Source organism: Streptomyces sp. NPDC005799, from assembly GCF_040630525.1.
In the GTDB taxonomy this organism is placed as follows: domain Bacteria; phylum Actinomycetota; class Actinomycetes; order Streptomycetales; family Streptomycetaceae; genus Streptomyces; species Streptomyces griseorubiginosus_B.
Window position 1 is genome coordinate 80,600 of sequence record NZ_JBEXXQ010000028.1, and the last position, 23,378, is coordinate 103,977.

General features: G+C 69.4%; 23 protein-coding genes and 1 riboswitch. Of the genes, 9 read left to right on the plus strand and 14 right to left on the minus strand.

Annotated features, from left to right (window positions below; all coding sequences use genetic code 11):
- Positions 1 to 90: 90 nt before the first annotated feature.
- The 8 genes from ABZ453_RS26590 to ABZ453_RS26625 all read right to left on the minus strand — a co-directional run bounded on the left by ABZ453_RS26590 (position 91) and on the right by ABZ453_RS26625 (position 9,258).
- A complete protein-coding gene (locus ABZ453_RS26590; protein WP_359018385.1) occupies positions 91 to 1,359 on the minus strand; it encodes a dipeptide ABC transporter ATP-binding protein in 1,269 nt (422 codons plus the stop codon).
- 14 nt (positions 1,360 to 1,373) lie between these two features.
- A complete protein-coding gene (locus ABZ453_RS26595) occupies positions 1,374 to 2,471 on the minus strand; it encodes an ABC transporter ATP-binding protein (protein WP_359018387.1) in 1,098 nt (365 codons plus the stop codon).
- Positions 2,468 to 3,466, minus strand: a complete 999-nt coding sequence (locus tag ABZ453_RS26600) for an ABC transporter permease (RefSeq protein ID WP_240864489.1) — start codon at positions 3,464 to 3,466, stop codon at positions 2,468 to 2,470. Before ABZ453_RS26600 ends, ABZ453_RS26595 begins: the two co-directional genes overlap by 4 nt.
- Positions 3,467 to 3,577: 111 nt before the next feature.
- Complete coding sequence (locus tag ABZ453_RS26605; RefSeq protein ID WP_359018390.1) at positions 3,578 to 5,368, minus strand: ABC transporter substrate-binding protein; 1,791 nt, start codon at positions 5,366 to 5,368, stop codon at positions 3,578 to 3,580.
- 71 nt (positions 5,369 to 5,439) lie between these two features.
- On the minus strand, positions 5,440 to 6,447 hold the full coding sequence (locus ABZ453_RS26610) for an ABC transporter permease (protein WP_359018392.1): 1,008 nt from the start codon (positions 6,445 to 6,447) through the stop codon (positions 5,440 to 5,442).
- A 313-nt stretch (positions 6,448 to 6,760) separates the two neighbouring features.
- Positions 6,761 to 7,519 carry an enhanced serine sensitivity protein SseB C-terminal domain-containing protein gene (locus ABZ453_RS26615; RefSeq protein WP_208780070.1) on the minus strand — a complete coding sequence of 253 codons (759 nt, stop codon included), beginning with the start codon at positions 7,517 to 7,519 and terminating at the stop codon, positions 6,761 to 6,763.
- A gap of 153 nt (positions 7,520 to 7,672) precedes the next feature.
- Positions 7,673 to 8,467, minus strand: coding sequence for an enhanced serine sensitivity protein SseB (locus tag ABZ453_RS26620; protein WP_133046668.1), 795 nt, complete (start codon positions 8,465 to 8,467; stop codon positions 7,673 to 7,675).
- A gap of 122 nt (positions 8,468 to 8,589) precedes the next feature.
- Positions 8,590 to 9,258 carry an AAA family ATPase gene (locus ABZ453_RS26625; RefSeq protein WP_359018394.1) on the minus strand — a complete coding sequence of 223 codons (669 nt, stop codon included), beginning with the start codon at positions 9,256 to 9,258 and terminating at the stop codon, positions 8,590 to 8,592.
- Positions 9,259 to 9,435: 177 nt separating this feature from the next.
- Positions 9,436 to 9,545, plus strand: a riboswitch (glycine riboswitch).
- Between the two features lie 152 nt (positions 9,546 to 9,697).
- Here ABZ453_RS26625 and gcvT point away from each other — a divergent pair.
- The 8 genes from gcvT to ABZ453_RS26665 all read left to right on the plus strand — a co-directional run bounded on the left by gcvT (position 9,698) and on the right by ABZ453_RS26665 (position 17,880).
- Positions 9,698 to 10,816, plus strand: coding sequence for a glycine cleavage system aminomethyltransferase GcvT (gene gcvT / locus ABZ453_RS26630; protein WP_359018396.1), 1,119 nt, complete (start codon positions 9,698 to 9,700; stop codon positions 10,814 to 10,816).
- A 102-nt stretch (positions 10,817 to 10,918) separates the two neighbouring features.
- Positions 10,919 to 11,296, plus strand: coding sequence for a glycine cleavage system protein GcvH (gene gcvH, locus ABZ453_RS26635; RefSeq protein ID WP_240864476.1), 378 nt, complete (start codon positions 10,919 to 10,921; stop codon positions 11,294 to 11,296).
- A 14-nt stretch (positions 11,297 to 11,310) separates the two neighbouring features.
- Positions 11,311 to 12,594 (plus strand): serine hydroxymethyltransferase, encoded by a 1,284-nt coding sequence (glyA, locus tag ABZ453_RS26640; protein ID WP_359018399.1) that lies wholly within the window; start codon positions 11,311 to 11,313, stop codon positions 12,592 to 12,594.
- Positions 12,595 to 12,650: 56 nt separating this feature from the next.
- Positions 12,651 to 14,018: an L-serine ammonia-lyase gene (locus ABZ453_RS26645; protein ID WP_359018401.1), complete on the plus strand. Its 1,368-nt coding sequence runs from the start codon at positions 12,651 to 12,653 to the stop codon at positions 14,016 to 14,018.
- A gap of 261 nt (positions 14,019 to 14,279) precedes the next feature.
- Complete coding sequence (locus ABZ453_RS26650) at positions 14,280 to 14,894, plus strand: type IV toxin-antitoxin system AbiEi family antitoxin domain-containing protein (RefSeq protein WP_359018403.1); 615 nt, start codon at positions 14,280 to 14,282, stop codon at positions 14,892 to 14,894.
- A complete protein-coding gene (locus ABZ453_RS26655; RefSeq protein ID WP_359018405.1) occupies positions 14,894 to 15,793 on the plus strand; it encodes a nucleotidyl transferase AbiEii/AbiGii toxin family protein in 900 nt (299 codons plus the stop codon). Before ABZ453_RS26650 ends, ABZ453_RS26655 begins: the two co-directional genes overlap by 1 nt.
- 434 nt (positions 15,794 to 16,227) lie before the next feature.
- Positions 16,228 to 17,259, plus strand: a complete 1,032-nt coding sequence (locus tag ABZ453_RS26660) for a phosphatidylinositol-specific phospholipase C domain-containing protein (RefSeq protein WP_359018407.1) — start codon at positions 16,228 to 16,230, stop codon at positions 17,257 to 17,259.
- Positions 17,260 to 17,322: 63 nt separating this feature from the next.
- The gene (locus ABZ453_RS26665) at positions 17,323 to 17,880 is read left to right on the plus strand and encodes a glycoside hydrolase family 25 protein (RefSeq protein ID WP_359018409.1); all 558 of its coding nucleotides are present in this window, start codon (positions 17,323 to 17,325) and stop codon (positions 17,878 to 17,880) included.
- A 16-nt stretch (positions 17,881 to 17,896) separates the two neighbouring features.
- Here the strand turns inward: ABZ453_RS26665 and ABZ453_RS26670 are convergent, their stop codons facing one another.
- The 3 genes from ABZ453_RS26670 to ABZ453_RS26680 form a co-directional block, all read right to left on the minus strand.
- Positions 17,897 to 18,559 carry an NAD(P)-binding domain-containing protein gene (locus tag ABZ453_RS26670; RefSeq protein ID WP_359018411.1) on the minus strand — a complete coding sequence of 221 codons (663 nt, stop codon included), beginning with the start codon at positions 18,557 to 18,559 and terminating at the stop codon, positions 17,897 to 17,899.
- Positions 18,560 to 18,711: 152 nt separating this feature from the next.
- On the minus strand, positions 18,712 to 18,924 hold the full coding sequence (locus ABZ453_RS26675; protein ID WP_133046657.1) for an EF-hand domain-containing protein: 213 nt from the start codon (positions 18,922 to 18,924) through the stop codon (positions 18,712 to 18,714).
- 59 nt (positions 18,925 to 18,983) lie between these two features.
- Positions 18,984 to 19,895 (minus strand): MerR family transcriptional regulator, encoded by a 912-nt coding sequence (locus ABZ453_RS26680; RefSeq protein WP_359018414.1) that lies wholly within the window; start codon positions 19,893 to 19,895, stop codon positions 18,984 to 18,986.
- Between the two features lie 49 nt (positions 19,896 to 19,944).
- On the opposite strand from ABZ453_RS26680, the gene ABZ453_RS26685 reads away from it, so the two are divergent.
- Positions 19,945 to 20,580 carry a GNAT family N-acetyltransferase gene (locus ABZ453_RS26685; protein WP_359018416.1) on the plus strand — a complete coding sequence of 212 codons (636 nt, stop codon included), beginning with the start codon at positions 19,945 to 19,947 and terminating at the stop codon, positions 20,578 to 20,580.
- Between the two features lies 1 nt (position 20,581).
- Here the strand turns inward: ABZ453_RS26685 and ABZ453_RS26690 are convergent, their stop codons facing one another.
- The 3 genes from ABZ453_RS26690 to ABZ453_RS26700 form a co-directional block, all read right to left on the minus strand.
- Positions 20,582 to 21,757 (minus strand): hypothetical protein, encoded by a 1,176-nt coding sequence (locus ABZ453_RS26690; protein ID WP_359018418.1) that lies wholly within the window; start codon positions 21,755 to 21,757, stop codon positions 20,582 to 20,584.
- Positions 21,757 to 22,545 (minus strand): polysaccharide deacetylase family protein, encoded by a 789-nt coding sequence (locus tag ABZ453_RS26695; RefSeq protein WP_359018420.1) that lies wholly within the window; start codon positions 22,543 to 22,545, stop codon positions 21,757 to 21,759. The genes ABZ453_RS26690 and ABZ453_RS26695 overlap by 1 nt, the downstream gene beginning before the upstream one ends.
- A 191-nt stretch (positions 22,546 to 22,736) precedes the next feature.
- Positions 22,737 to 23,345 (minus strand): ATP-binding protein, encoded by a 609-nt coding sequence (locus ABZ453_RS26700; RefSeq protein WP_359018468.1) that lies wholly within the window; start codon positions 23,343 to 23,345, stop codon positions 22,737 to 22,739.
- Between the last annotated feature and the right edge of the window lie 33 nt (positions 23,346 to 23,378).

Consider the following 23,378-nt stretch of genomic DNA (forward strand, 5'->3'; position numbering starts at 1 on the left):
CCTGTTCCACACGGGACACGCGAAGGCCCCGGCAGTCCGTTCGGACTGCCGGGGCCTTCGCGTGGAGGAACGCGGCTGGACGAATTCGGCCTACTTCTCGCCGGTCTCCGGCTCGGCGGCCTCGGGCCTCTCGGCGCTCGCGGCGGCTTCCTCGGTCGCCGGCGTCTCGGCGGCTTCCTCGGTCGCGGGGGCCGCCGGGGTCTCCGCGACCTCCGCCGCCACCGCCGCCGACGTCTCCGCCGACTCCGCGAGGACCTCGTCGGCGACCAGTTCGGCCGCCTCCTTGGCCATGGTCAGCAGGACCGTGTCCTGCGGAGCCTGGTCCTCGAAGTTCTCCGGGTGGTGGCAGGCGACCTGCTGGCCGGGCTTCAGCTCGACGAGCTTCGGCTCGGTCGTCTTGCAGATCTCCGTCGCCTTCCAGCACCGGGTGTGGAAGCGGCAGCCGCTCGGCGGGGAGATCGGCGAGGGCACGTCGCCCTTGAGCAGGATCCGCTCGCTCTTTTCGTTCTTGCGCCGCGGGTCCGGGATCGGCACCGCCGACATCAGCGCCTTGGTGTACGGGTGCATCGGCGCCCTGTACAGCGACTCACGGTCGGCCAGCTCGACGATCTTGCCGAGGTACATCACCGCGATCCGGTCCGAGACGTGCCGGACCACCGAGAGGTCGTGCGCGATGATCACGTACGTCAGGCCCAGCTCCTGCTGGAGGTCGTCCAGCAGGTTGACGACCTGGGCCTGGATCGACACGTCCAGCGCGGACACCGGCTCGTCCGCGACGACCAGCTTCGGGTTCAGGGCGAGCGCGCGGGCGATGCCGATGCGCTGGCGCTGACCGCCGGAGAACTCGTGCGGATAGCGGTTGTAGTGCTCGGGGTTGAGACCGACCACCGACAGCAGCCGCTGGACCTCCTTCTTCACTCCGCCCTCGGGCTCGACGCCCTGGAGCTTGAAGGGGGCGCCGATGATCGTGCCGATGGTGTGGCGCGGGTTCAGCGAGGAGTACGGGTCCTGGAAGATCATCTGCACATCGCGGCGCAGCGGGCGCATGCCGCCGACGCCGAGGTGCGTGATGTCCTTGCCCTCGAACTCGACCTTGCCGCCGGTCGGTTCCAGCAGCCGGGTGATCAGCCGGCCCATGGTCGACTTGCCGCAGCCGGACTCGCCCACGACACCCAGGGTCTCACCGGCCCGGACCTCGAAGTCGAGGCCGTCGACGGCGTGCACGGCGCCGACCTGGCGCTGCAGCAGACCCTTCTTGATCGGGAAGTGCTTCTGCAGTCCCGTCACCTTCAGCAGGGTCTCGCCGGCGGCGGCGTCCTTGGTGAGGGTGGCACCGTCGCTCTTCGCGGGAGTGGTCACGGCTTTGTCCTCGCTCACAGCTTCGGCGCAATCTCTTCGGTCCAGATACGCTCCCGCTGCTCCTGCGTCATGTGGCAGGCGGCCCAGTGCTGGCTGCCGACCTCGGTCAGCTCGGGGCGGACCGTGCGGGTGACGTTGTCCTTGGGGACGTCGGCGTACGGGCAGCGCGGGTTGAAGGCGCAGCCGGACGGGATGTTGATCAGCGAGGGCGGGGATCCCTTGACCGGGATCAGACGCTCCTGCTGCTCACGGTCCAGGCGCGGCATCGAGCCGAGCAGACCCCAGGTGTAGGGGTGGCGGGGCTCGTAGAACACCTTGTCGGCCGGACCCCGCTCCACGCAGCGGCCGCCGTACATCACCAGGATGTCGTCGGCCAGCTCGGCGACGACGCCCAGGTCGTGGGTGATGATGATGACCGCGGAGCCGAACTCCTTCTGCAGGTCCCGGATCAGGTCGAGGATCTGCGCCTGGACGGTCACGTCGAGGGCGGTCGTCGGCTCGTCCGCGATCAGCAGTTCGGGGTTGTTCACCAGCGACATCGCGATCATCGCGCGCTGGCGCATACCGCCGGAGAACTCGTGCGGGTAGTTGTCCACCCGCTTGTCGGGCTGCGGGATGCCCACCCGGTCGAGCATCTCGACCGCGCGCTTCTTCGCGGTCTTCTTGTCGACGTTGTGGTGGATGCGGTACGCCTCCACGATCTGCTGGCCGATCGTGTAGTACGGGTGCAGCGCGGACAGCGGATCCTGGAAGATCATCGACATCTCGCGCCCGCGCAGCTTGCGGACCTCGTCCGGGTCGGCGGACAGCAGCTCGGTGCCGTCCAGCCAGATCTCACCGGATATCTGCGCCTTGCGCTTGCCGTACTGGCCGGCGGTGTGCAGGCCCATGATGCCGAGCGAGGTCACCGACTTGCCGGAGCCCGACTCGCCCACGATGCCGAGGGTCTTGCCCTTCTCCAGCGTGAAGGAGAGCCCGTCGACGGACTTGACCAGACCGTCGTCGGTCGGGAAGTGCACCTTCAGGTCGCGCACTTCCAGGAAGGACGTCGGGGCGGGGGAGGTGCTCGTGGGCTCGCCCACGGCCGCTCCGCTCTTGCTCAGCTCGGTCATGTGAGCCTCACTCGGGGGTCGATCACGGCGTACAGGACGTCGACCACGAGGTTGGCGATCAGCACCGCGAGAGAAGTGATCAGGGTGACGCCCAGAATGATGGGCAGGTCCTGGGTCTTGATGGCGTTGAGCACCGCCTGGCCGAGGCCGGGCAGGCTGAACGTCGTCTCGGTCAGGATCGCGCCGCCGATGAGGGCGCCGAGGTCCATGCCGAGCATGGTCAGGATGGGGGTCATCGTGGAGCGCATCGCGTGCTTGCCGATGACGACCTGCTCCTTGAGGCCCTTCGCGCGCGCCGTGCGGATGTAGTCCTCGCCGAGGATCTCCAGCATGGTGGCGCGGGTGATCCGGGCGTACATCGCCGCGTACAGGAACGCGAGGGTGACCCAGGGCAGGATCATGCCGCCCAGCCAGCCGGAGAAGCTGTCGGTGAGGGGCACGTACTTGCCGTCGATCCAGCCGAGGCCGTAACTGAAGATCGCGAGCGACAGCAGACCCGTGAAGTAGATCGGGAGGGAGACACCGCTGAGCGCGATGACCATCGCGCCGCGGTCCCACAGGCTGCCCCGCTTGAGGGCGGAGAGCACACCGGCCGCGACACCGAAGACCAGCCACAGCACGGCGGCACCGAGCGCCAGACCCAGGGTCACCGGGAAGCGGTCGGTGAGCACGGGCCAGACGTCCTGCTCGGTACGGAAGGAGTAGCCGAAGCAGGGCGCGGCGCAGTGGGTGACATCGCCGCCGGCCGCGTAGGTGCGGCCCACGAAGATGCCCTTGAAGAAGTGCCAGACCTGAACGAAGATCGGGTCGCTCAGTCCGAGCTTCTCGCGCACCGCTGCCACCGACGCGGGGTCGGCCTGCTTGCCCACGAAGCTTGAGGCGATGTCCACGCCCGCCCACTTGGGGACGAGGAAGAAGATGCAGAAGACCACCAGGATGATGACCACCAGCATCACTGCGGCGGCGAAGAGCCGCCTGATGAGGTAAGCGAGCACAGCTAACGGCCCGCCGCAGGACCGCGGGCCCCCGGAGGTCTTCCGGTGGCCCACGGTCCCGCCGCGCCGGCCTTCACCTGCCTTTCGTGCCGTTCGGCGGGTGTGCCGGGTTTACTTCGTGGACTTCAGACCGAGGTTGACGAAGTCGTAGTAGCCGCTGTACGCGTTCGACGTGTAGACGTTGCCGACGCGCGAGGAACGGAAGTTCAGCAGACGCTCGAAGGTGAAGGGCAGGTAGTACGCGCCCTCGCTCACCTTGTGGTTGATCTGCGTGGCGATCTGCGTCTTGCCGGCCTCGTCCTGCGTGGTGGTGTACTGGTCGAACAGGCCGTCGATCGTCTTGTCCTTGATCATGGCGAAGTTGTTGTTGCCGCTCTGCAGGATGTAGTGGCTGTTCCACAGCGGCAGGCCGTAACCCTGGACGGTCGGGAAGTCCGGACCCCAGCCCATGATGATGATGCCGAGCTTCTTCTTCGCCACGTTCGCGGGGGCGCCGATGATGCCGGAGCTCTGCGAACCGTCGTACTGGTAGATGTCGGCGTTGATGCCGACCTTCTTCAGCGACGCCTGCAGGGACGTGGCCGTGGCCACCTCCTGCGCCTTGTTGTTGCGGACGGCGATGGTGGTGCTGAAGCCGTTCGGCTGACCGCAGGCCTTGAGCTCCTGCTTGGCCAGGTTGGCGTTGCCGGTCTTGTTGGCACCGGCGATCTGGTACGGGTCGTACTTCTGGCCCTCGCCACCCGAGACGGACGGCGGGAGCATGTTGGTGCCGATGTCACCACCGGCGACCGGGCCACCGCGCGCGGTCTGGATCGACACGTGGTCGGCCGCGTAGATGACGGCCTTGCGGCAGTGGATGTTGTCGAACGGCTTGACCGTCTGCGGGAAGACCGCGTAGCGGATGAAGCCGGAGACCGGGTTGTCCAGGTTGCCCTTGTGCTGCTTCAGGGCGATCTGGCGCGCCTGCGGGCCGAGGCCCGTCTGGCTGGCGTCGATGTCGTAGTCGCCGTTGATCAGACGCTGGTCGGAGTCGTTCTGGTTGGACGAGATGTCCAACGTGATCTTGTCCGGGTACGCCTTGCGGATGGGGTCCGAGGACGCCTTCCAGCTGGTGTTGCGGACCAGGACCAGGCCCTTGCCCGGGCTGTACGACTGGAACTTGTACGGGCCGGAGGAGAAGGGGTGCAGCGTGTACTTGGCCTTGGTGTCCTTGTCCTGGCGGACCGGGGAGGACGCGACCATCGCCAGCACCTCGGGGAAGTCCGAGTTCGGCTTCGGCAGGTGGAAGACGATCGTCTTGGCGTCGGGCGTGGAGATCGCCTTCAGGCCGAGCTTGTCCGCGGAGCTGTCCTTGTAGGGACCCTTGTAGGTGTTGTTCGGGTCGAGCATCTGCTGGATGTAGATCGGACCGCCGGACAGCACGTCCTGCGCCCAGACGCGCTCGATGCCGTACTTGACGTCCTGGGAGGTGATCGGCTTGCCGTCCTCCCACGTGATGCCGTCCCGCAGGTGCAGCGTGTAGGTCTTGCCGCCGTCGGTGACCTCGGGCAGGGCGGTGGCGAGGTCCGGGGTGAGCTTGGCGCCCTCGGCACCCGGCGCGGTCTTGTACGTCAGCAGCTGACGGCTGTAGTAGCGCGCGAAGTCCCACATGAAGCCGTAGTAGCCGCGCGTGGTGTCCCAGAAGTCGGCGTCCTGGGTGCTGACGAACTTCAGGGTGCCGCCCTTCTTGACCTGATCGGCCTGGGCGACCTTGTTGTTCGCGGCGTCGAAGCCGGCGGCGCCGGACGACGAGCCCCCGTTGTCGTTGCCGCCGCCGCACGCTGCCAAGGTCAGCAGCCCGGCGACCGCGGCAGCAGCGGCCAACGCCTGCTTACGCCGCCCTGAGGTGCGTTGGGTAGTCACGATCTCGGATCCTCCGGATTTGATGAGAGACCCCGTGTTGGTGCCACGGGACGCTTGTGCGGTACGGCGGTTCAGCGGGAGCCCTTCGGGTCGAGCGCGTCCCGCACGCCGTCGCCGAAGAGGTTGAAGGCCAGAACGGTGATGAAGATCGCTACACCCGGGACGATCATGTACATCGGGTCCGAGTCGTAGTAGTCGATCGCCGTCGAGAGCATCTGCCCCCAGGACGAGGTGGGCGGCTTGACGCCCACGCCCAGGAAGCTCAGTGCCGCTTCGGTCAGGATGTTGGTGGGGATCATCATCGTCGTGTAGACGATGATCGGGGCGACGAGGTTGGGCAGCAGCTCCTTGAACAGGATGTAGAACCGCCCCGCGCCCAGGGACCGGGCCGCCTCGACGTACTCGCGCTCGCGCATCGAGAGAGTCTGGCCGCGCACCACGCGTCCGATGTAGGGCCAGCCGAAGAAGCCGATGACCAGGATCATCACGAACACGCGCACGTTGGAGCCGCTCAGCCCGAGCATCCGGTCCGGCATGACGGAGACCAGCGCGATGATGAAGAGGAGCTGGGGGAAGGCCAGCAGGCCGTCCATGATCCGGCTGATGATCGAGTCGACCCAGCCGCCGAAGAAGCCGGCCAGGATGCCGAGCACCGTGCCGAGGACGACGGCGACGATCGCGGACAGGAAGCCGACCAGCAGCGAGATCCGGGCGCCGTAGAGGATGCGGGCGAAGATGTCGCGGCCGTTGACCGGCTCGACGCCCAGCCAGTGGGTGCCGCTGATGCCGCCGAGGGACCCCTTGGGGGTGCTGAAGAGCGGGTCGATCAGGCTCTCGTGGTAGGCGTCCGGGTCCTGTCCGTACAGGCTGGCGATCAGGGGCGCGAACACCGCGACCACGATGAGCAGGAGCACGATGATGCCGCCCGCCAGGGCGAGCTTGTCCCGCTTCAGGCGCTCCCAGGCGATCCGGCCCAGGGAGCGTCCCTGTACGGCCTTCGCGTCGGCGCTGGCGACCGCCGCTTCCTCGGCCGCGCTCGGGGCCGCTTCCGCGGTCGGCTCGTGCAATGGTGCCGTCATCAGGCAGGGACCCCTCTTCGATTTCAACCGGCGGTAGCCGGCCCGCACTTGCCGCTGTGGCGGCGTGATCAGTCCTCGTACACGGGGACGAAGTCCCCTGGAGCGGGAGTCTTCAACGCTTTGGCGATCTGTTGCCAGACTTGGCGGTGAAAGGATGCGTAAACGTGATGCGGGCTGCAGGGTTCCGTTATCCGGACAGTGGGTAACGGGGGGCGGACGGGTTCTTTTCGGACATTCGACGCATCAATGGATCTTACGGCGCCATCTACGCGCGCAGATCACCAGAGGCCCGGTCTGGACCAGAAGACGTGTCTCAGTATGCGCCGTGCGCCGGCGGATAGCCGTATCCGGCCGCCGGGGCCTGGGCGGGCGCGGGCGCGTGGGCCTCGCGGTCGTAGAACGGGCGGGCGCTCGCCCGCATCCACAGCGCGACGGGGTCGTACTCGTCGGACATCGCGACGGTCGACACGGGCAGGCCGTCGGGGACCGCGCCGATGGACTGCTGCATCATCGCCCGCACCGAGTCCACGGCGGGCGGACTGGTGTCGTAGACGTCGAGGCCGATGGCGAGATACGGCGCCCCGAGCGCCGGCTGCACCCAGGCGCGACGCAGCGAGCGGACGGCCGGGGTGCGGTGGGCGTTCTGCGCGAGCAGGGCGTAGAACTGCGGGATCTCGATGGTCGGCTCCTGCAGCCGCAGCGGGCCGGCGGGCTGGCGCTCCAGGCCGGTGGCGATGCGGCGCAGATCCGGCCAGGGGATGCCGACGCCACCGCCCGGGGCGTGCGGGTTGAGCCAGAGGCCGAAGTGGTCGGGGTAGAGGGTGCGGGCCACGTCGATCCCGTCGACCACCTCGTAGGAGCGGTTCCAGCCGCTGGCGGAGAGTTCCTGGGCCGAGGTGACGCACGGGGCGTAGCCGTAGCCGTCCACTTCCATGTTGCCGTACTGGGCGTCCGGAGCCCCCGCCTGACCGTGCCACAGGAGCATCCAGATCTGACCCTGGCCAGGGGTGGCGAGCGCCCTGAGCAGTGCCTCGTAGGCGTCGTAGCGCCCGGGCGTCACCTGGCGCAGCATCTGCTCGACGCCGCCGCTGAGGCTCGCGCTCACCTGACGTACCGCCCCTTCGAAGAGTTGCCCCGCATTGGGTGACAGCTTAAGCGCCTGGCTGCTCGGGGCCTGTTGTGCGTGCGCGAGCCCAGGTGCGGCGTTGCCCCCGCCGGCGGCGGCTCAGAAGTGATCCCTCGTATAGAAAGGGCGCACCCGGTCGCGCATCCAGACGGCCACCGGGTCGTCGGTCACGTCCAGCAGCACCAGGTTGACCGGCCACTGGGTGGGGATCCTGGTCACCGCCCGGCCGAGGGCCTCCAGCGGAAGCGCCCTCAGGTCGCCCTCGCGCTGGGAGAGTTCGACGCCCACGAACATCACCGGGTCCGCCGTCTCGATCGCGGCGAGGCAGCGGCGGGCCGTGGCCACCACGCCGACGGCGGCGAACTCCTCGGAGGCCGCGGCCAGGAAGTCGATCGGGTCGTCCTGCCAGTCCGGTTCGTAGAGCTTGACGCGACCGCCGGAGGCGGGGCCGTCCAGGGCGGTGCGGCCGACGCGGCACAGCTCGGCGACCGCGGCCGGCGGAAGGGGGATGCCGACCACGCCGTCGGGGTTGACCGCCAGGCCCACCTGCGGGGGCAGACCGCGGGCGAACTCGACGGCCGGGGCGACGGTGTACGACAGATGGCCGCCGACGACCTGGCGGAACTGTTCCTCGGAGCTGAAGACCGGGACATAGGCCTGGCCCTCGATCTCCAGCGTGGGCACGTCGAGGGGACCGCTGAGCGGACCGCCGCCGTTGGGCAGCGGGATCCACAGGAAGCTGCGGCCGAGCACCTCGATGATCCGGCCGCCCGCAGAGGGTATGCCGAGGGAGGCCGAGAGCACCTCCTCCAGTTCGTTGCCCGGCCAGCCGCCGTGCGGATGGGGATGTGCCTGGGCGGGAAAGTCCGCGGGGAGATCCGCTGGGAAGTCCATCTGTGTCCGACCGTCTGCTGGGAACCACTGCTGTGACCGGAAAGGCTAGCGGTTGGGACCGCCAAGGGGTCAGCCCGTGAAGCCGATCCTGGTGAGGACGCCTGGGCGGGACCGACGCGGGGTCAGCCCGTGAAGCCGATCCTGACGACGGCGTCCGCCGCGTCCCGGTCGAGCAGGACCGCCGAGCCGACGCCCCCGGGCAGCTCGCCCCGCTCCACGGAGCGGATCAGCCGGGCGGCCGCCCTGCGGTGGCGCAGGAAGGCGTAGCGGGAGACGCCCCGGCCGCGCTCGCGCTGGCCCGCCAGCGCCGCGTCCGGCGTGACGTCCAGGAGCAGCAGGTGCAGCGTGCCGCCGCGGCGGCGGGCCTCGCGGGCCAGCCGGCCGCGGACCCAGGACTGCGTACCGCAGTCGTGCACGACGACCCCCTCGCCGTCGCGCACGGCCCGGCGCAGACCTGCGTAGTGAGCGAGGCGGACCAGAGGGCGGTAGAGCACGTACGGCAGCAGGGCCGGCAGCCGGCGCTCCCAGCGGTCGCGGGCGTCCTGCGAGTCGACCCGGGCGCCCCTGACCGCGCGGGCCATCAGCGTGGACTTGCCACTGCCCGGCAGGCCGGTGACGACGACAAGGTCACGGGGCCCGAAGAGCAAGGCGTGCGGACTGCGGCCCGAGCGGTCGCGCAGATCGCGGACGACGGAGGCCGGGAGCTCGTCGCACCGCTCGCGGGCCGGGGCCGAGGGCTGCCGGGGCAGCGTGAGAGCCGAGGTCGTGGCGTACGCCGTGGGCCTGTTCACCGTGATCGTCCTCCCTGCGGGGTCAGGAAAGCTTCTCCCCACTGAATGTAAAGAGAAGGTAATGCACGGTGTCTCGCGGTTCCGTTCGGTTCCGGCCACAGGCCCGTCACAAAGAGCGGTCTGACGCGAGCGGACAAGGCGTGCAATGATGTGCGCGCCAACTGCATACCGGCCGTTTGAATCCGCGCGGGAGAGTCCCCAGTACGCCAGTACGTCTACGTCGCTGGGGCGCCGAAGGAGCAAGTCCCTCCCTTGAATCTCTCAGGCCCCGTTACCGCGCGGGCGAGGCACATCTGAAAAGCGGGCCGCCGTGCGGTGGCCCCACCCACGGTGCAAGCCCGGTCATTCGCGTGATCAGGGCGAACCTCTCAGGTACCGATGACAGATGGGGAGGAATGACCTCGCCCTGTCCCGTCATGCCCTGGGAGACGACCGTCCGATGAGCAGCACCGAACTCCGCCGTACCGCGCTCGATGCCCTGCATCGTTCGCTGGGTGCGACGATGACCGACTTCGCCGGCTGGGACATGCCGCTGCGCTACGGCTCCGAGCGCGACGAGCACCTGGCCGTGCGCACCCGGGCCGGCCTCTTCGACCTCTCCCACATGGGCGAGATCACCGTCACCGGCGCGCAGGCCGCCGCCCTGCTGAACCACGCCCTGGTCGGGAACATCGCGTCCGTCGCCGTGGGGCGCGCCCGCTACACCATGATCTGCCGGGCCGACGGCGGGATCCTGGACGACCTGATCGTCTACCGGCTCGCCGAGACCGAGTACCTGGTCGTCGCCAACGCCTCCAACGCCCAGGTCGTGCTGGACGCGCTGACCGAGCGCGCGGCAGGCTTCGACGCCGAGGTGCGCGACGACCGGGACGCCTACGCCCTCATCGCCGTCCAGGGCCCCGAGTCGCCCGGGATCCTGAAGTCCCTCACCGACGCCGACCTCGACGGCCTCAAGTACTACGCGGGCCTGCCCGGCACGGTCGCCGGTGTCCCCGCGCTGATCGCCCGCACCGGCTACACCGGCGAGGACGGCTTCGAGCTGTTCGTGAAGCCCGAGCACGCCGTCGAGCTGTGGCAGGCGCTGAGCAAGGCGGGCGAGGCCGCCGGCCTGGTCCCCTGCGGGCTGTCCTGCCGGGACACCCTGCGCCTGGAGGCGGGCATGCCGCTGTACGGGCACGAGCTCAGCACCGAGCTGACGCCCTTCGACGCCGGGCTCGGCCGGGTGGTGAAGTTCGAGAAGGAGGGCGACTTCGTGGGCCGCGAGGCGCTCGCCGAAGCGGCCGCCCGCGCCCAGGAGGACCCGCCGCGCGTCCTGGTCGGCCTGATCGCCGAGGGCCGCCGCGTCCCGCGCGCCGGGTACCCGGTCGTGGCCGGCGGCGAGGTGATCGGCGAGGTCACCTCCGGCGCCCCCTCCCCCACGCTGGGCAGGCCGATCGCGATGGCGTACGTCGACGCGGCGCACTCGGCGCCCGGCACGCCCGGGGTCGGTGTGGACATCCGAGGCAGCCACGAGCCGTACGAGGTCGTGGCACTGCCCTTCTACAAGCGCCAGAAGTAGAGACTGTGCGGGGCGGCCCCGCGTCGGGGTCCCGCCGCCCATCCACGTCCCCAGCAGTCCCCCGGCATTCCTCATCACCCCGCGTACAGGAGAATCCAGGCCATGAGCAACCCCCAGCAGCTGCGCTACAGCAAGGAGCACGAGTGGCTGTCGGCCGCCGAGGACGGCGTCTCGACGGTCGGCATCACCGAGTTCGCGGCCAACGCGCTCGGTGACGTCGTCTACGCCCAGCTTCCCGAGGTGGGCTCCGCCGTGACCGCGGGCGAGACCTGCGGCGAGCTGGAGTCGACCAAGTCGGTCAGCGACCTGTACTCCCCCGTCACCGGTGAGGTCACCGAGATCAACGAGGACGTGGTGAACGACCCGTCCCTGGTCAACTCGGCCCCCTTCGAGGGCGGCTGGCTCTTCAAGGTACGCGTCGCCGAGGAGCCCGCGGACCTGCTCTCCGCCGACGAGTACACCGCCCAGAACGCCGGCTGAGGAGTCGAGGCCGCATGACCGTCCTGAACACGTCCCTGCACGAGCTCGACCCGGAGATCGCCGCCGCGGTCGACGCCGAACTCGTGCGCCAGCAGTCCACCCTCGAGATGATCGCCTCGGAGAACTTCGCTCCGCTCGCGGTCATGGAGGCGCAGGGCTCGGTCCTCACCAACAAGTACGCGGAGGGCTACCCGGGCCGCCGCTACTACGGCGGCTGCGAGCACGTCGACGTCGCCGAACAGATCGCCATCGACCGTCTCAAGGAGCTGTTCGGCGCCGAGTACGCCAACGTCCAGCCCCATTCCGGCGCCTCCGCCAACCAGGCCGCCCTGTTCGCGCTGGCCCAGCCCGGCGACACCATCCTCGGGCTCGACCTCGCGCACGGCGGCCACCTCACCCACGGGATGCGGCTGAACTTCTCCGGCAAGCAGTTCGACGTGGTCGCCTACCACGTGGACCCGGCGACCGGACTCGTCGACATGGCCGAGGTGGAGAAGCTGGCCAAGGAGCACCGGCCGAAGGTGATCATCGCCGGCTGGTCGGCGTACCCGCGGCAGCTGGACTTCGCCGAGTTCCGCCGGATCGCGGACGAGGTCGAGGCGTACCTGTGGGTCGACATGGCGCACTTCGCGGGCCTGGTGGCGGCCGGGCTGCACCCGAACCCGGTGCCGTACGCCGACGTCGTCACCTCCACCACGCACAAGACGCTCGGCGGTCCGCGCGGCGGCATCATCCTCGCCCGCGGCAAGGACTTCGCGAAGAAGCTGAACTCCTCCGTCTTCCCGGGCTTCCAGGGCGGTCCGCTGGAGCACGTGATCGCGGCGAAGGCGGTGTCCTTCAAGGTCGCGGCGAGCGAGGAGTTCAGGGAGCGCCAGCGGCGTACGGTGGACGGTGCGCGCATCCTCGCCGAGCGGCTGACGGCGGCCGACGCCCGCGAGGCCGGGGTGAACGTCCTGTCCGGCGGCACGGACGTGCACCTGATCCTCGTCGACCTGCGCGAGTCCGAGCTGGACGGACAGCAGGCCGAGGACCGTCTCCACGAGGTCGGCATCACGGTCAACCGCAACGCCGTCCCCAACGACCCGCGGCCGCCGATGGTGACCTCGGGCCTGCGGATCGGTACGCCGGCCCTGGCGACCCGCGGCTTCACGGCCGAGGACTTCGCCGAGGTCGCGGACGTCATCGCCGAGACGCTGAAGGCGCCCTCTCCCTTCGGGAAGGACGACGTGACGGCGCTGAAGGCCCGGGTGAAGGCGCTTGCCGACAAGCACCCGCTGTACCCGGGTCTGAACAAGTAGTTCCCCGGTGGGGGCACCCGACGACGTGTGCCCCCACCCTTTTCGGAGGAGTTCCCGTGGCCATCTCGGTCTTCGACCTGTTCTCGATCGGCATCGGCCCGTCGAGCTCCCACACGGTGGGACCGATGCGTGCGGCCCGCATGTTCGCCCGCCGCCTGCGCAACGAGGAGCTGCTGGGCTCCGTCGCGTCGGTGCGTGCCGAGCTCTACGGCTCCCTGGGCGCGACCGGCCACGGCCACGGCACCCCCAAGGCGGTGCTGCTCGGCCTGGAGGGCGTCTCCCCGCGGACGGTGGACGTCGAGACGGCGGACGACCGGGTGGAGCAGATCAAGGAGTCGGGCCGTATCCGGCTGCTCGGCAGGCACGAGATCCCGTTCTCCTTCGACGACGACCTGAAGCTGCACCGCCGCAAGGCCCTGCCGTACCACGCCAACGGCATGACGCTCTGGGCGTACGACGCCTCGGGCGCCGAGCTGCTGTCGAAGACCTACTACTCGGTGGGGGGCGGGTTCGTCGTCGACGAGGACGCGGTGGGCGCGGACCGGATCAAGCTGGACGACACCGTGCTGAAGTATCCTTTCCGCACCGGTGACGAGCTGTTGCGCCTGACCAACGAGACGGGTCTGTCGATCTCCTCGCTGATGCTGGAGAACGAGCGCGCCTGGCGCACGGAGGACGAGATCCGGGCCGGCCTGCTGGAGATCTGGCGGGTGATGCGGGAGTGCGTGACGCGCGGAATGTCCCGGGAGGGAATCCTGCCGGGCGGCCTGAAGGTCCGCCGCCGGGCCGCCGTCTCCGCACGTCAACTCCGGGCCGAGGGCGAGCCGCTGGCGCACGCGATGGAGTGGATCACGCTCTACGCGATGGCGGTCAACGAGGAGAACGCCGCGGGCGGCCGCGTGGTGACCGCCCCGACGAACGGCGCCGCGGGCATCATCCCGGCCGTGCTGCACTACTACATCAACTTCGTGCCGGGCGCCGACGAGGACGGCGTGGTGCGCTTCCTGCTGGCCGCGGGCGCGATCGGCATGCTCTTCAAGGAGAACGCGTCCATCTCCGGCGCCGAGGTCGGCTGCCAGGGCGAGGTCGGCTCGGCCTGCTCGATGGCGGCGGGCGCGCTGGCCGAGGTGCTCGGCGGCTCACCCGAACAGGTCGAGAACGCGGCCGAGATCGGCATGGAACACAACCTCGGCCTCACCTGCGACCCGGTCGGCGGCCTCGTCCAGATCCCCTGCATCGAGCGCAACGGCATGGCCGCGGTGAAGGCGGTCACGGCGGCGAAGATGGCGATGCGCGGCGACGGCTCCCACAAGGTGTCCCTGGACAAGGTCATCAAGACGATGAAGGACACGGGGGCGGACATGTCCGTCAAGTACAAGGAGACGGCGCGGGGCGGGCTGGCTGTGAACATCATCGAGTGCTAGGCAGTTAGGCCCTGACCAGCGCGTTCGCATCTTTCAGCGCTGTCAGGGCCTTCCCTGCTTACGCGGCGGAAAGTCCCCGAAAAGTCCCTGGGACAGGCTTGAAAGTCCCCGAAAAGTCCCCAGGAAATCTCACGGGATGGAAGGCTGGCCTGGGGGTTCGTGACTTCCTCGGTCACCGTTCCGATCCGCCCTGAGCGCCGACCGCCGTCAGGATGTATCAAATCGATCCCCTCAACCCTCCAGAGGGGTACCATTCGATACATGAGTGCTGCGGAGAACTCGCGCCTGGAGCAGCGGCTGACCGGCCTCTCTCCCACGTTCACGACGGCGCAGGCGCGTCAGGTCCTGCTCTCCCCTCGCGATCTGGCGTCCTTGGTTGCCAAGGGAGAGATAGACGAACTGTCCCGGGGGGTCTACCGACGAGCAGACGCACCGGAGACCGCGCACGCAGATCTGCTGGCTGTGTGCACACGGGCTCCTCGCGCTGTCGTGTGTGACGAGTCCGCCCTGGCCCTGCACGAGCTGATCGACGACATCCCGGCAGCGGTACACATCGCCGTGCCGCGCGGTACACGCCGCCCCACGATCTCCTACCCGCCGACCATAGTGGCTCAGTACGCCCCGACGACCTTCACTCTCGGCGTCGAGCGGTTCGAAGCAGCCCCCGGAGAGACCATCCCCATGTACAACGCAGCCCGCAGCGTCGTCGACGCGATGCGCCACCGAAGCCGCATCGGCGAGACCCTCGCTCTCTCCGCGCTCGGCCGCTACCTGCGTCGAGAGGGGCGCAGCGGGGTCAGCGAACTCCAGTATGTTGCACGTGAGTTGGGCGCCCTTTCCATCATTCGCCCGGCCGTTGAGGCGGTGCTCGCCTGATGGCCAACCCCACCCGCGACACCATCGCCGGCCGCGTCTACAACGACCTGCGCAACCTGGCACGCCGCACCAGCCGGTCCACGGACGAGGTCATGGTCGAGTACGTCCTCGAACGGTTCCTCTACCGCCTGACCTCATCACCTCTCGGCCGCGAGCACTTCGTCCTCAAGGGCGGCCTGCTGCTGGCCCAGTTCGGCGCCCGCCGGATGACCCGTGACATCGACATCCTCGGTCGCTCGTTCCCCGGCACCGAAACCGAGATCATCCGCAGGATCGCAGCCATCGCCGCCACCGAGATCGACGACGGAGTCGCATTCGATCCCGCGACACTCAGGACCGTCCCCATCCGCGAGGAGGATGAGTACCACGGCGTACGCCTGTCCATGGCTGCCTCCATCGCCCGGGCCCGGCTCAAGCTCCAACTGGATGTCAGCTTCGGCGACCCCGTCACCCCCAGCCCTCGGGTCATCGACTACCCACAACAGCTCACCCCGGAGAACTTCCAGATCCTGGGCTACCCACTGGCCACCGTCATCGCCGAGAAACTCTCCACCGCCGTCTCACTCGGCGACCTCAACACCCGCGACCGCGACTACGGCGACCTCTACCGCCTGCTCACCCTCAACGACCTCGACGGCCAGGAACTCACCACCGCACTGACCGCCACTGCCACACACCGCGGCATCACCCTGAAACCTCTCAGCACCGCCATCAGCGACCTCGGCGAGCGCCGCCAGACCTCGTACACCGCATGGCGCCGCCGCCAGGGTCCCGCTGCAACGAGCTACCCCGAACACTTCGTTGACGTCGTCCGGCAGGTCACCGAGTTCGCAGACACTCTCCTCAACGGCAATGCCGCCACACGTACATGGAGTGCAGCAACCCTCACATGGTCATGAACCAGTCCTGACCCGCCGAGCAGAGCGTCAGAGTTCGAACCCGAGACCTACGCATTACGAGTACGCCAGTCGTCGGGTCGGGTGACTGCCCGCCCGGACGCCAACACCGCTCTTGGTACTGCCCTGCACAACGGATGTCGAGCGCCGCCGGATACCTTGTAGGCAAGCGTCTGCGAGAAGTCCCCGAAAAGTCCCCCACTGCCACGCGAGCCGCTCTTGCAACACTGAAACACCAGGTCAACGGCATGATCGAAAGCGGTCGACGTATCCGTGAAGTACAAGGAAACGGCGCGGGGCGGGCTCGCGGTGAACATCATCGAGTGCTGAACTCCCCTTTGCCGTACGGAAGTCGACGTTCCCCTTAGGTCTACCGCTCAGTAACCACCAACCCCTACGCTTCGGCCAACTCGGTCGAGACAAAGGGGAATTGACCCATGCGGGTGGTGAGACGGCTGGCGGCGCTCGTGGGCGCCGCCGCCATGCTGGTGGGGGTACCCGGTAACGCGCACGCGGCGTCGCCGACGTTCGCGCAGACGACGACGATCGGTACGCACAACGCGTACGAGAAGGACAAGTACACCTACTGGGCGCAGGCGTTGGACTCGGGTGCCTCGCTGCTGGAGCTGGACGTGTACGCGGACAGCCTCAACCGGCGCTGGCGGGTGAGCCACAGCAACCCGCTCGGCGACAACAACAACTGCGAGTACGCCAGCAAGCCCAGCGAGCTGTACAGCAAGAACCGCAACCAGGACCTCGGCAGCTGCCTGGACAACATGGCGGCCTGGGAGCAGCTCCACCCCGACCACGCGCCGATCGTCGTGAAGGTCGAGATGAAGGTGGGCTTCAACAACGACGTCGGTCTCGGTCCCGACGAGTTCGACACCCTGGTCTCGCAGAAGCTCGGCAGCAGCGTCTACAAGCCGGCCGATCTGCTGGGCTCCTCGTACTCCACGCTGGACGCGGCGGCGAAGGCGAACGCCTGGCCGACGCGGGACCAGTTGAAGGGCAAGTTCATCTTCGAGCTGATCCCGGGCACGGTGGAGGAGTCCAATCCGTTCGACCACTACTGGACGGACGAGGAGTACGGCGACCATCTGCGCGACCTGTACGCGGCGGGGAACATCTCGGCGGCGCAGGCCTTCCCCGCGGCGCTCGGCGCCGCGAACGGCGACCCGCGCACGTCCCGTTACGACGCCTCGATCCGCCCGTGGTTCGTCTTCTTCGACGGTGACGCGGCGACGTACGTCAACAACGGCTACGACACGTCGTTCTACTCCGCGAACCACTACATCCTGATCATGACGGACGCGTACGGCGTCTCGCCGGCGATCTCCTCGACGGCCCCGACGGACGCCGAAGTGGCCGCCAGGCTGGCGCTGTTGGCGGCGGACCACGCGAGCGTGATCACCTCGGACTGGTCGGCCAAGTCGGCGTCCGTACTGAGTTCGGTGGCCGCGAGAAGTTGACGTCCTAAGGTATGGGGTGCCGCAAACTCCTGTCCCCACGACGGAACTTCAGGGAGTCCCCCCATGCTGCACGGTATCGACGTCAGCGCCTACCAGTCGTCCTCGTACGCCACGGACGGCCTCTCCTTCGCCTTCGTCAAGGCGACGGAGGGCCGTTCGTACGTCAACCCGAGACTGACGGCACAGACCAAGACGGCCCGCGAGGCCGGCCTGGTCGTCGGCTTCTACCACTTCCTGTGGCCCGGCAACCTCGACGCCCAGGCCGAGTACTTCGTCCAGCACGCCCCGGAGAGGGCGGGTGACATCCTCGCCGTCGACTGGGAGACGACCAGCTCCGGCACCCACGCGAGCAACGCGGAGAAGGACCGCTTCATCCGCAAGGTGAAGGCGCTGCGCCCGAACAACAGGGTCATCCTCTACACCAACCGCGATTACTGGCTCAACGTCGACACCACGTCCTATGCCGGCGACGGCCTTTGGATCGCCGACTACGTCACGGCGGGCAAGCCCCGCATCAAGGCCAAGTGGCGCTTCCACCAGTACACCAGCGAACCCCATGACAAGGACGTCGCCGACTTCGCCGACAAGGCGGCGCTGAAGAAGTGGGCCTCCGAGGGCTGAGCGGCCCACGGAAGGGTCAGCCGCGGAAGTCCGCCGGGCGGTCGGGGGAGGCCTCTGCCAGGGCCTTGGTCACTCCGTCGACGCCTTCACGCAGGCCGTAGACCGGGGTGCCCGGCTGCTGGCGCCAGGAGTCGGCGAGGGTGCCCGCGTCGACCGTGTCGAAGCCGAGCTGGTCGATCAGGTCCCGTACGACGCGCTTGGCGGCCTCGTCGTCGCCGGCGACCGGGAGGGCCATGCGGTCGGGGTCGCCGGCCGGGCGGGGCCGGTCCAGGATGTCCTGGGCATAGGTGCCGTTGAAGGCCTTGACCACGGTGTGCCCGATCTGCCGCGCGGTCCAGGCGCTCTCCGTCAGGCCCTCGTCCTCGATCCCGGCGATCCGGCCGTCCCGCTGCTGCGGGTAGTAGTTGCCGGTGTCGATCACGGCGACGTTCTCGGCGGCGCCGTCCAGCAGTCCGGCCGGCAGGTCGGGGACCGCCTTGAGCGGGACGGTGACCACCACGACCTCGGCGCCCCGCGCCGCCTCCTCGGCGCGCACCGCCGTCGCGCCGGTCTCCTCGGCGAGCGCGGCGAGCGTCTCGGGACCGCGCGAATTGGCGACGGAGACGTCGTGGCCGAGTGCGGTGAGCCGCCGGGCGAGGTTGCCGCCGATGTTGCCCGCCCCGATGATGCCGATCTTCATGACTGGCCCTTCCATGATCGATGCACACGCATACGTCTGAGGAGCGTCAACCCGGGCGGTGCGCGCACTATTCCGCGGGGCGGGCCGGACGGGTGAAGAGAAAGGGGGCGCCCGGCGGGCGCCCCCTTCGCCGTGCGCGGCGACCGCGCGCGTCACTTGTTCAGGTAGGCCCAGAACTCGTCGAACGACAGGACCTTGTCGCCGTTCAGGTCACGCGTCTTGATGATCACCTCGGCCACCGACTCGGTGACGTTCCAGTCGCCCCCCTGGGCGAGCGCGGCCTTGAACTCGGCGGCGGTGATGACCCCGTCGCCGTCGGTGTCGATCCGCTCAAACTCCTTGCGCGCTGCTTCGATGTCCGCCACCGATCCGCCCCTTTTTGTCGCGTTTAATCTGCCTTACCGGCGTACTGCCGCAGGTCAGACTAACCGCCCGTGCGCGCCCGCAGTGCGGCCCCCACCCAGGCGAACTCCTCGGCGTAGGTGTGCACGGGCGCCCCCTTGAGGATGCCCAGGAGTTCGCGGTAGCGGGCGAGCCTCGGGTTGTGGGTCGCGTCGATGCGCTCCAGGACCGCGGCGAGGTCGGTGTCGCCGAACAGGTCCCGCAGGACATGGTCGGCCTGCGGCGACTCGGGATCGATCCCGCGTTCGCGCGCCTCCCCCACCAGCTCGACCAGCCGCTTGGCGAACCACCTGGACGCCCCGGCCGGGGTGTCGGGCCCCCGCCCGGCGTGATTGAGCTCGGCCGCCCTGCGCATCCGCGCCCGGAACTCCGGGTCCTGCACCAGCTCCGCCAGCTCCACCCAGGCGTCGACCTGCTCCGGCGTCGGGTCGTCCGGCAGGTTCACGGCGGTGCTGCGCATCCGCTCCCGCACGTCCGGATCCACGAGGTCCAGCCCGTGGAACATCTCCTCCACGAACTCCTCCATGATCCGCCTGCGTTCGGCCGCGGACAGCCGCGCGAGTTTGTTCATCAGGGTCATCTCCTTCGCACTCGAGCCACGTCGTGCCACGGTCGACAGCACCGCGCGGGTCACCTTGAGCGAGCGGATCTGCGCGTCCAGCGCCGCCACGTGCGCCGCCGCGACCTGGGCCACCGTCCGCTCGCCGTCCAGCACCCGGCGTACGTCGGCGAGGCCGAGCCCCAGCTCGCGCAGGGTGCGGATCAGCTCGAGGCGGGCCGCGGACTCGGCGTCGTAGAGCCGGTAACCGCCCGTGGAGCGGCCCACCGGGGTGAGGACGCCCTCGTCGGACCAGTAGCGGATGGTGCGCACGGTCAGCCCGGTGGACCGTGCCAGCTCGCCGATGGTGAAAAGCCCGGTGCTGTCGTCGATCATGTCTGCGAGTCTGGGCCTTCCAGTGGGTGGAGACTCAAGGAGCGCCGTCATGGAGACCTTGCGGGACATTCTCGACGCGGCGGCCCACGGTGTCCTCCCACCCGCGGACGGCAGCACGACGGTCGTGCCCCAGGCCTGCGAACGGGACGCGGGCGTCCTCGCGTTCACCGCGCACGCCGTCGTCTTCACCGACGAGGACCCCGAGTGGGTGTACGACGCCCTGCGCGCCACCGACTGCGACGCGCTCGCCGCGCCGATGAACCCCCGGTTCCTGGCGGCGTTCGTCGAACGCACGGGCCGTACGGCCGAGACCATCGACGCGATGCTGGTCGGCGGGCCGCTGCCGGGTGAGCCGCCGGTCGCGCTGCGGGAGGTCGAGGACGGCGCGCATCCGCGGATCGCGTACGCCCGCGGCCGGCGCGACGACGTGCGCGCGTGGACGACGGACGGCGCGGTGCTGGTGACGGGGCGCGGGATCGGCGGCCGGCTCGAGGTGTCGGTCGAGGTCGACGAGGCGGTACGGCACCGGGGACTTGGCCGGTCGTTGGTGAGGGCCGCCCGGCATCTCGTCACCGAGCCGCTGTGGGCCCAGGCCGCGCCGGGGAACGCCCGCAGCATGCGGACGTTCCTGGCGGCCGGCTACCGGCCGGTGGGTGCGGAGGCGCTGCTGCTCCGGCGCGGCTGAGTCAGCGGAAGATGCCGGTGTGGCCGAGGGAGTAGCGGCCCGGCTGGGGGTAGACCGCGAGGCCGTGCGGGCCGCTGCCGACCTTGATGCGGGCGAGTTGTTCGCCGGTGCGGGTGTCGATGGCGTACACCTCGGCGTTGTAGCGGCCGGACAGCCACAGCACCTTGCCGTCGGCGGAGACGCCGCCCATGTCGGGGCTGCCGCCGTGCGGCAGACGCCACTTCTTGGTGAGCCTGTTCTCGGCGAAGTCGAAGACGGAGATGGTGCCCTCGCCGCGGTTGGAGATGTACATCTCGCGCGAGTCGCGGCTGATGTAGAGGCCGTGGGCGCCCTTGCCGGTGGGCAGGAAGGACGGCTTGGCGAAGGTGTCGCCGTCGAGGATCCACACGCCGTCGGCCATCATGTCGGCGATGTAGAAGCGCTTGCCGTCGGGCGAGATCTTGACGTCCTGCGGCATGGAGCCGTGGTACGGCAGCTTCTGCTGTCCGATCACCTTCATCTGCTCCGTGTCGACCTTCAACAGTTCGCCGCTGAACTCGCACGAGACGATGAAGTAGCGGCCGTCGGCGGAGAAGTCGGCGTGGTTGACGCCGTAGCAGCTGACCGGGACCGACTTCACCCGCTCCATGGTGTGCGCGTCGCGGAAGACGAGTTGGCGGTCGAGGGAGGCCATCACGATGGCGTACTTGCCGTTCGGCGTGAAGTAGAGGTTGTACGGGTCGTGCACGTCGACCGGCTTGCCCGCCTTGCCCGTGCGCGGGTCGATGGGGGTGAGGGTGTTGCCGCGGTCGTTGTTGACCCACAGCGTCCTCATGTCCCAGGAGGGCACCACGTGCTGGGGCTGGACGCCGACCGGGATCGTCTCGACGACCTGGTACGTCTTCGGATCGATGACCGAGACGGTGTTGGAGTTGGTGTTGGGGACGTAGACCCGGGACGGGAAGTCCCGGACGACCGGGGAGAGCCGGTTCGGGCGGTCGGCGGCGTACACGTCGCTCGGGTCGAGGACCGGGGGCATGCCGGGCAGCCCGGGGACGGCCTTGCGCTGCGCCGGGGCGACGGGCGCCTTGCTGCCGAGCGCCTCGTCCTTGTGCCCGCTCGAGCCCTGGGAGCAGGCCGCCAGGGAGACGAGGGCGACGGTCACGACGACGGCGTGGGCGATTCGGGTGCGCTGCATCAACTGAACAACTCCGTGGTGGTCACCGCGGCCAGACCGCGGTGGGCGAGTCCTTCCAGTACGGCGGGGAGGGCGGCGACCGTGTCCGGATACCCGAAATGCATACTCACCACGGAACCGCCCCGCACCTCGGCCAGCACCTTCCGGGTGATGGCGGCGGCGCCGGGCCGCGTGTAGTCGAGCGAGTCGACGTCGTACGACAGGACGTGCGGATACCCGGCGTCCCGGGCCAGACGGGCGACCAGGGGAGAGGCCTGCGGGGCGCGGGAGGGGCGGAACCAGGTGCCGATGGAGCCGGTGAGGTGCCGCAGCCGGTCGGCGCACGCGGTGATCTCGGTACGGGCCTGGGCCTCGGGCATCGTGTCGATGGCCAGGTGGCGCTGGGTGTGGTTGCCGAGGTCGTGGCCGCCGTCGAGGACGCGGCGGGCGATATCCGGATGCTCGTCCAGCCAGGTGCCGACGGCCAGCACGGTCAGGTGTGCGCCGCGCTTCTCGGCCTCGGTCAGCAGGGAGTGGGCGATGGCGGGGTCGCCCTGCCCGTGGAAGGTGAGGGCGATGCGGGGGCGGGTGCGGGGGCCGTGGGTGAGCTGGGCGGGCCGGCCCGGGTAGCGGCGGGGGCCGGGGGCCGCCTCGGGGGCCCGGGCCGAGGGGTCGGGGGACGTCGTGGGCGACGCGGGATGTGCGACGGCGCCGTGCGTGGCACATCCGGCGGTGAGGGCGCCTGCGGCGAGGAGGCCGGCACCCGTGCGCAGGGCCGTGCGGCGGTCGGTCGGGGTCACCCGCACCATTTAAGGGGCGCCAGGTAAGAAAACGGCTGATTGCCGCGATTGGTGACAATGTTCGGGTCGCGGTGAGCATAATCCGCCCCCGCCACACTCCGGACCCCTGGCACTGGGGCCCGCCCGGCAACGCGGCCGGGGACGCCCCTCGGGGGACTGCGGCCAGGCGCGGCATGGCAGACGGGAAGGTGCGGCAGGCCCTAGCGGTCGGCGACGCGCATTTCGAACCAGGTCGTCTTGCCGCGTGGGAGCAGGTCGACACCCCAGCGGTCGGCGAGCTTGTCGACCAGGAACAGGCCCCGGCCGCTGACGTCCATGTCCTGAACCGGCATCAGACAGGGCAGCCCCCGGGAGGGGTCGCGGACCTCGATACGGATCCAGCCCCGTCGGCGCCGCATGCGCAGGCCGAACACCCGGGCGCCGGTGTGCCGGACGGCGTTGCCGACGAGCTCCGAGACCAGCAGGACCGCGTCCTCGGTCATCTTCGGGGTGAGCCCCCAGTGCCGGAGCACCACGACCTGGGCGAGCCGACGGGCGGTCGCCGCGGACTCGGGGCGGGACGGCAGGGGGACCTCGGCCTCGGTCGGGTTGCCGAACAACTCCAGCGCCTTGAGCGCTCGTTCGTCCTCCACCGCAGGCGACCAGCGCGCCGCGGTCGCACGGCTCTGTCCCCGCGGCTGTTCGATGCCCTCCAGCCCCGCCATGCCCCCATCATGGCCGCCCACGGCACGCTCCGGGGCCGTTCCGAAGGAATACACCCCCCGGAACCCATCATTCCGAACCTGCCGGTCGGCATATGCCGGTGGCAGTTCGGCAGCCTCCACAGCCCGCCCGAGCTGCGG

Bases quoted from the DNA above. Each gene is read 5' to 3' on its own strand.
- ABZ453_RS26595 (WP_359018387.1), bottom strand. From the start codon at position 2,471: ATGACCGAGCTGAGCAAGAGCGGAGCGGCCGTGGGCGAGCCCACGAGC.
- ABZ453_RS26610 (WP_359018392.1), bottom strand. From the start codon at position 6,447: ATGACGGCACCATTGCACGAGCCGACCGCGGAAGCGGCCCCGAGCGCG.
- ABZ453_RS26615 (WP_208780070.1), bottom strand. From the start codon at position 7,519: ATGCTGCGCCAGGTGACGCCCGGGCGCTACGACGCCTACGAGGCACTG.
- ABZ453_RS26620 (WP_133046668.1), bottom strand. From the start codon at position 8,467: ATGGACTTCCCAGCGGATCTCCCCGCGGACTTTCCCGCCCAGGCACAT.
- gcvT (WP_359018396.1), top strand. From the start codon at position 9,698: ATGAGCAGCACCGAACTCCGCCGTACCGCGCTCGATGCCCTGCATCGT.
- gcvH (WP_240864476.1), top strand. From the start codon at position 10,919: ATGAGCAACCCCCAGCAGCTGCGCTACAGCAAGGAGCACGAGTGGCTG.
- glyA (WP_359018399.1), top strand. From the start codon at position 11,311: ATGACCGTCCTGAACACGTCCCTGCACGAGCTCGACCCGGAGATCGCC.
- ABZ453_RS26650 (WP_359018403.1), top strand. From the start codon at position 14,280: ATGAGTGCTGCGGAGAACTCGCGCCTGGAGCAGCGGCTGACCGGCCTC.
- ABZ453_RS26655 (WP_359018405.1), top strand. From the start codon at position 14,894: ATGGCCAACCCCACCCGCGACACCATCGCCGGCCGCGTCTACAACGAC.
- ABZ453_RS26660 (WP_359018407.1), top strand. From the start codon at position 16,228: ATGCGGGTGGTGAGACGGCTGGCGGCGCTCGTGGGCGCCGCCGCCATG.
- ABZ453_RS26665 (WP_359018409.1), top strand. From the start codon at position 17,323: ATGCTGCACGGTATCGACGTCAGCGCCTACCAGTCGTCCTCGTACGCC.
- ABZ453_RS26670 (WP_359018411.1), bottom strand. From the start codon at position 18,559: ATGAAGATCGGCATCATCGGGGCGGGCAACATCGGCGGCAACCTCGCC.
- ABZ453_RS26680 (WP_359018414.1), bottom strand. From the start codon at position 19,895: ATGATCGACGACAGCACCGGGCTTTTCACCATCGGCGAGCTGGCACGG.
- ABZ453_RS26685 (WP_359018416.1), top strand. From the start codon at position 19,945: ATGGAGACCTTGCGGGACATTCTCGACGCGGCGGCCCACGGTGTCCTC.
- ABZ453_RS26690 (WP_359018418.1), bottom strand. From the start codon at position 21,757: ATGCAGCGCACCCGAATCGCCCACGCCGTCGTCGTGACCGTCGCCCTC.
- ABZ453_RS26695 (WP_359018420.1), bottom strand. From the start codon at position 22,545: ATGGTGCGGGTGACCCCGACCGACCGCCGCACGGCCCTGCGCACGGGT.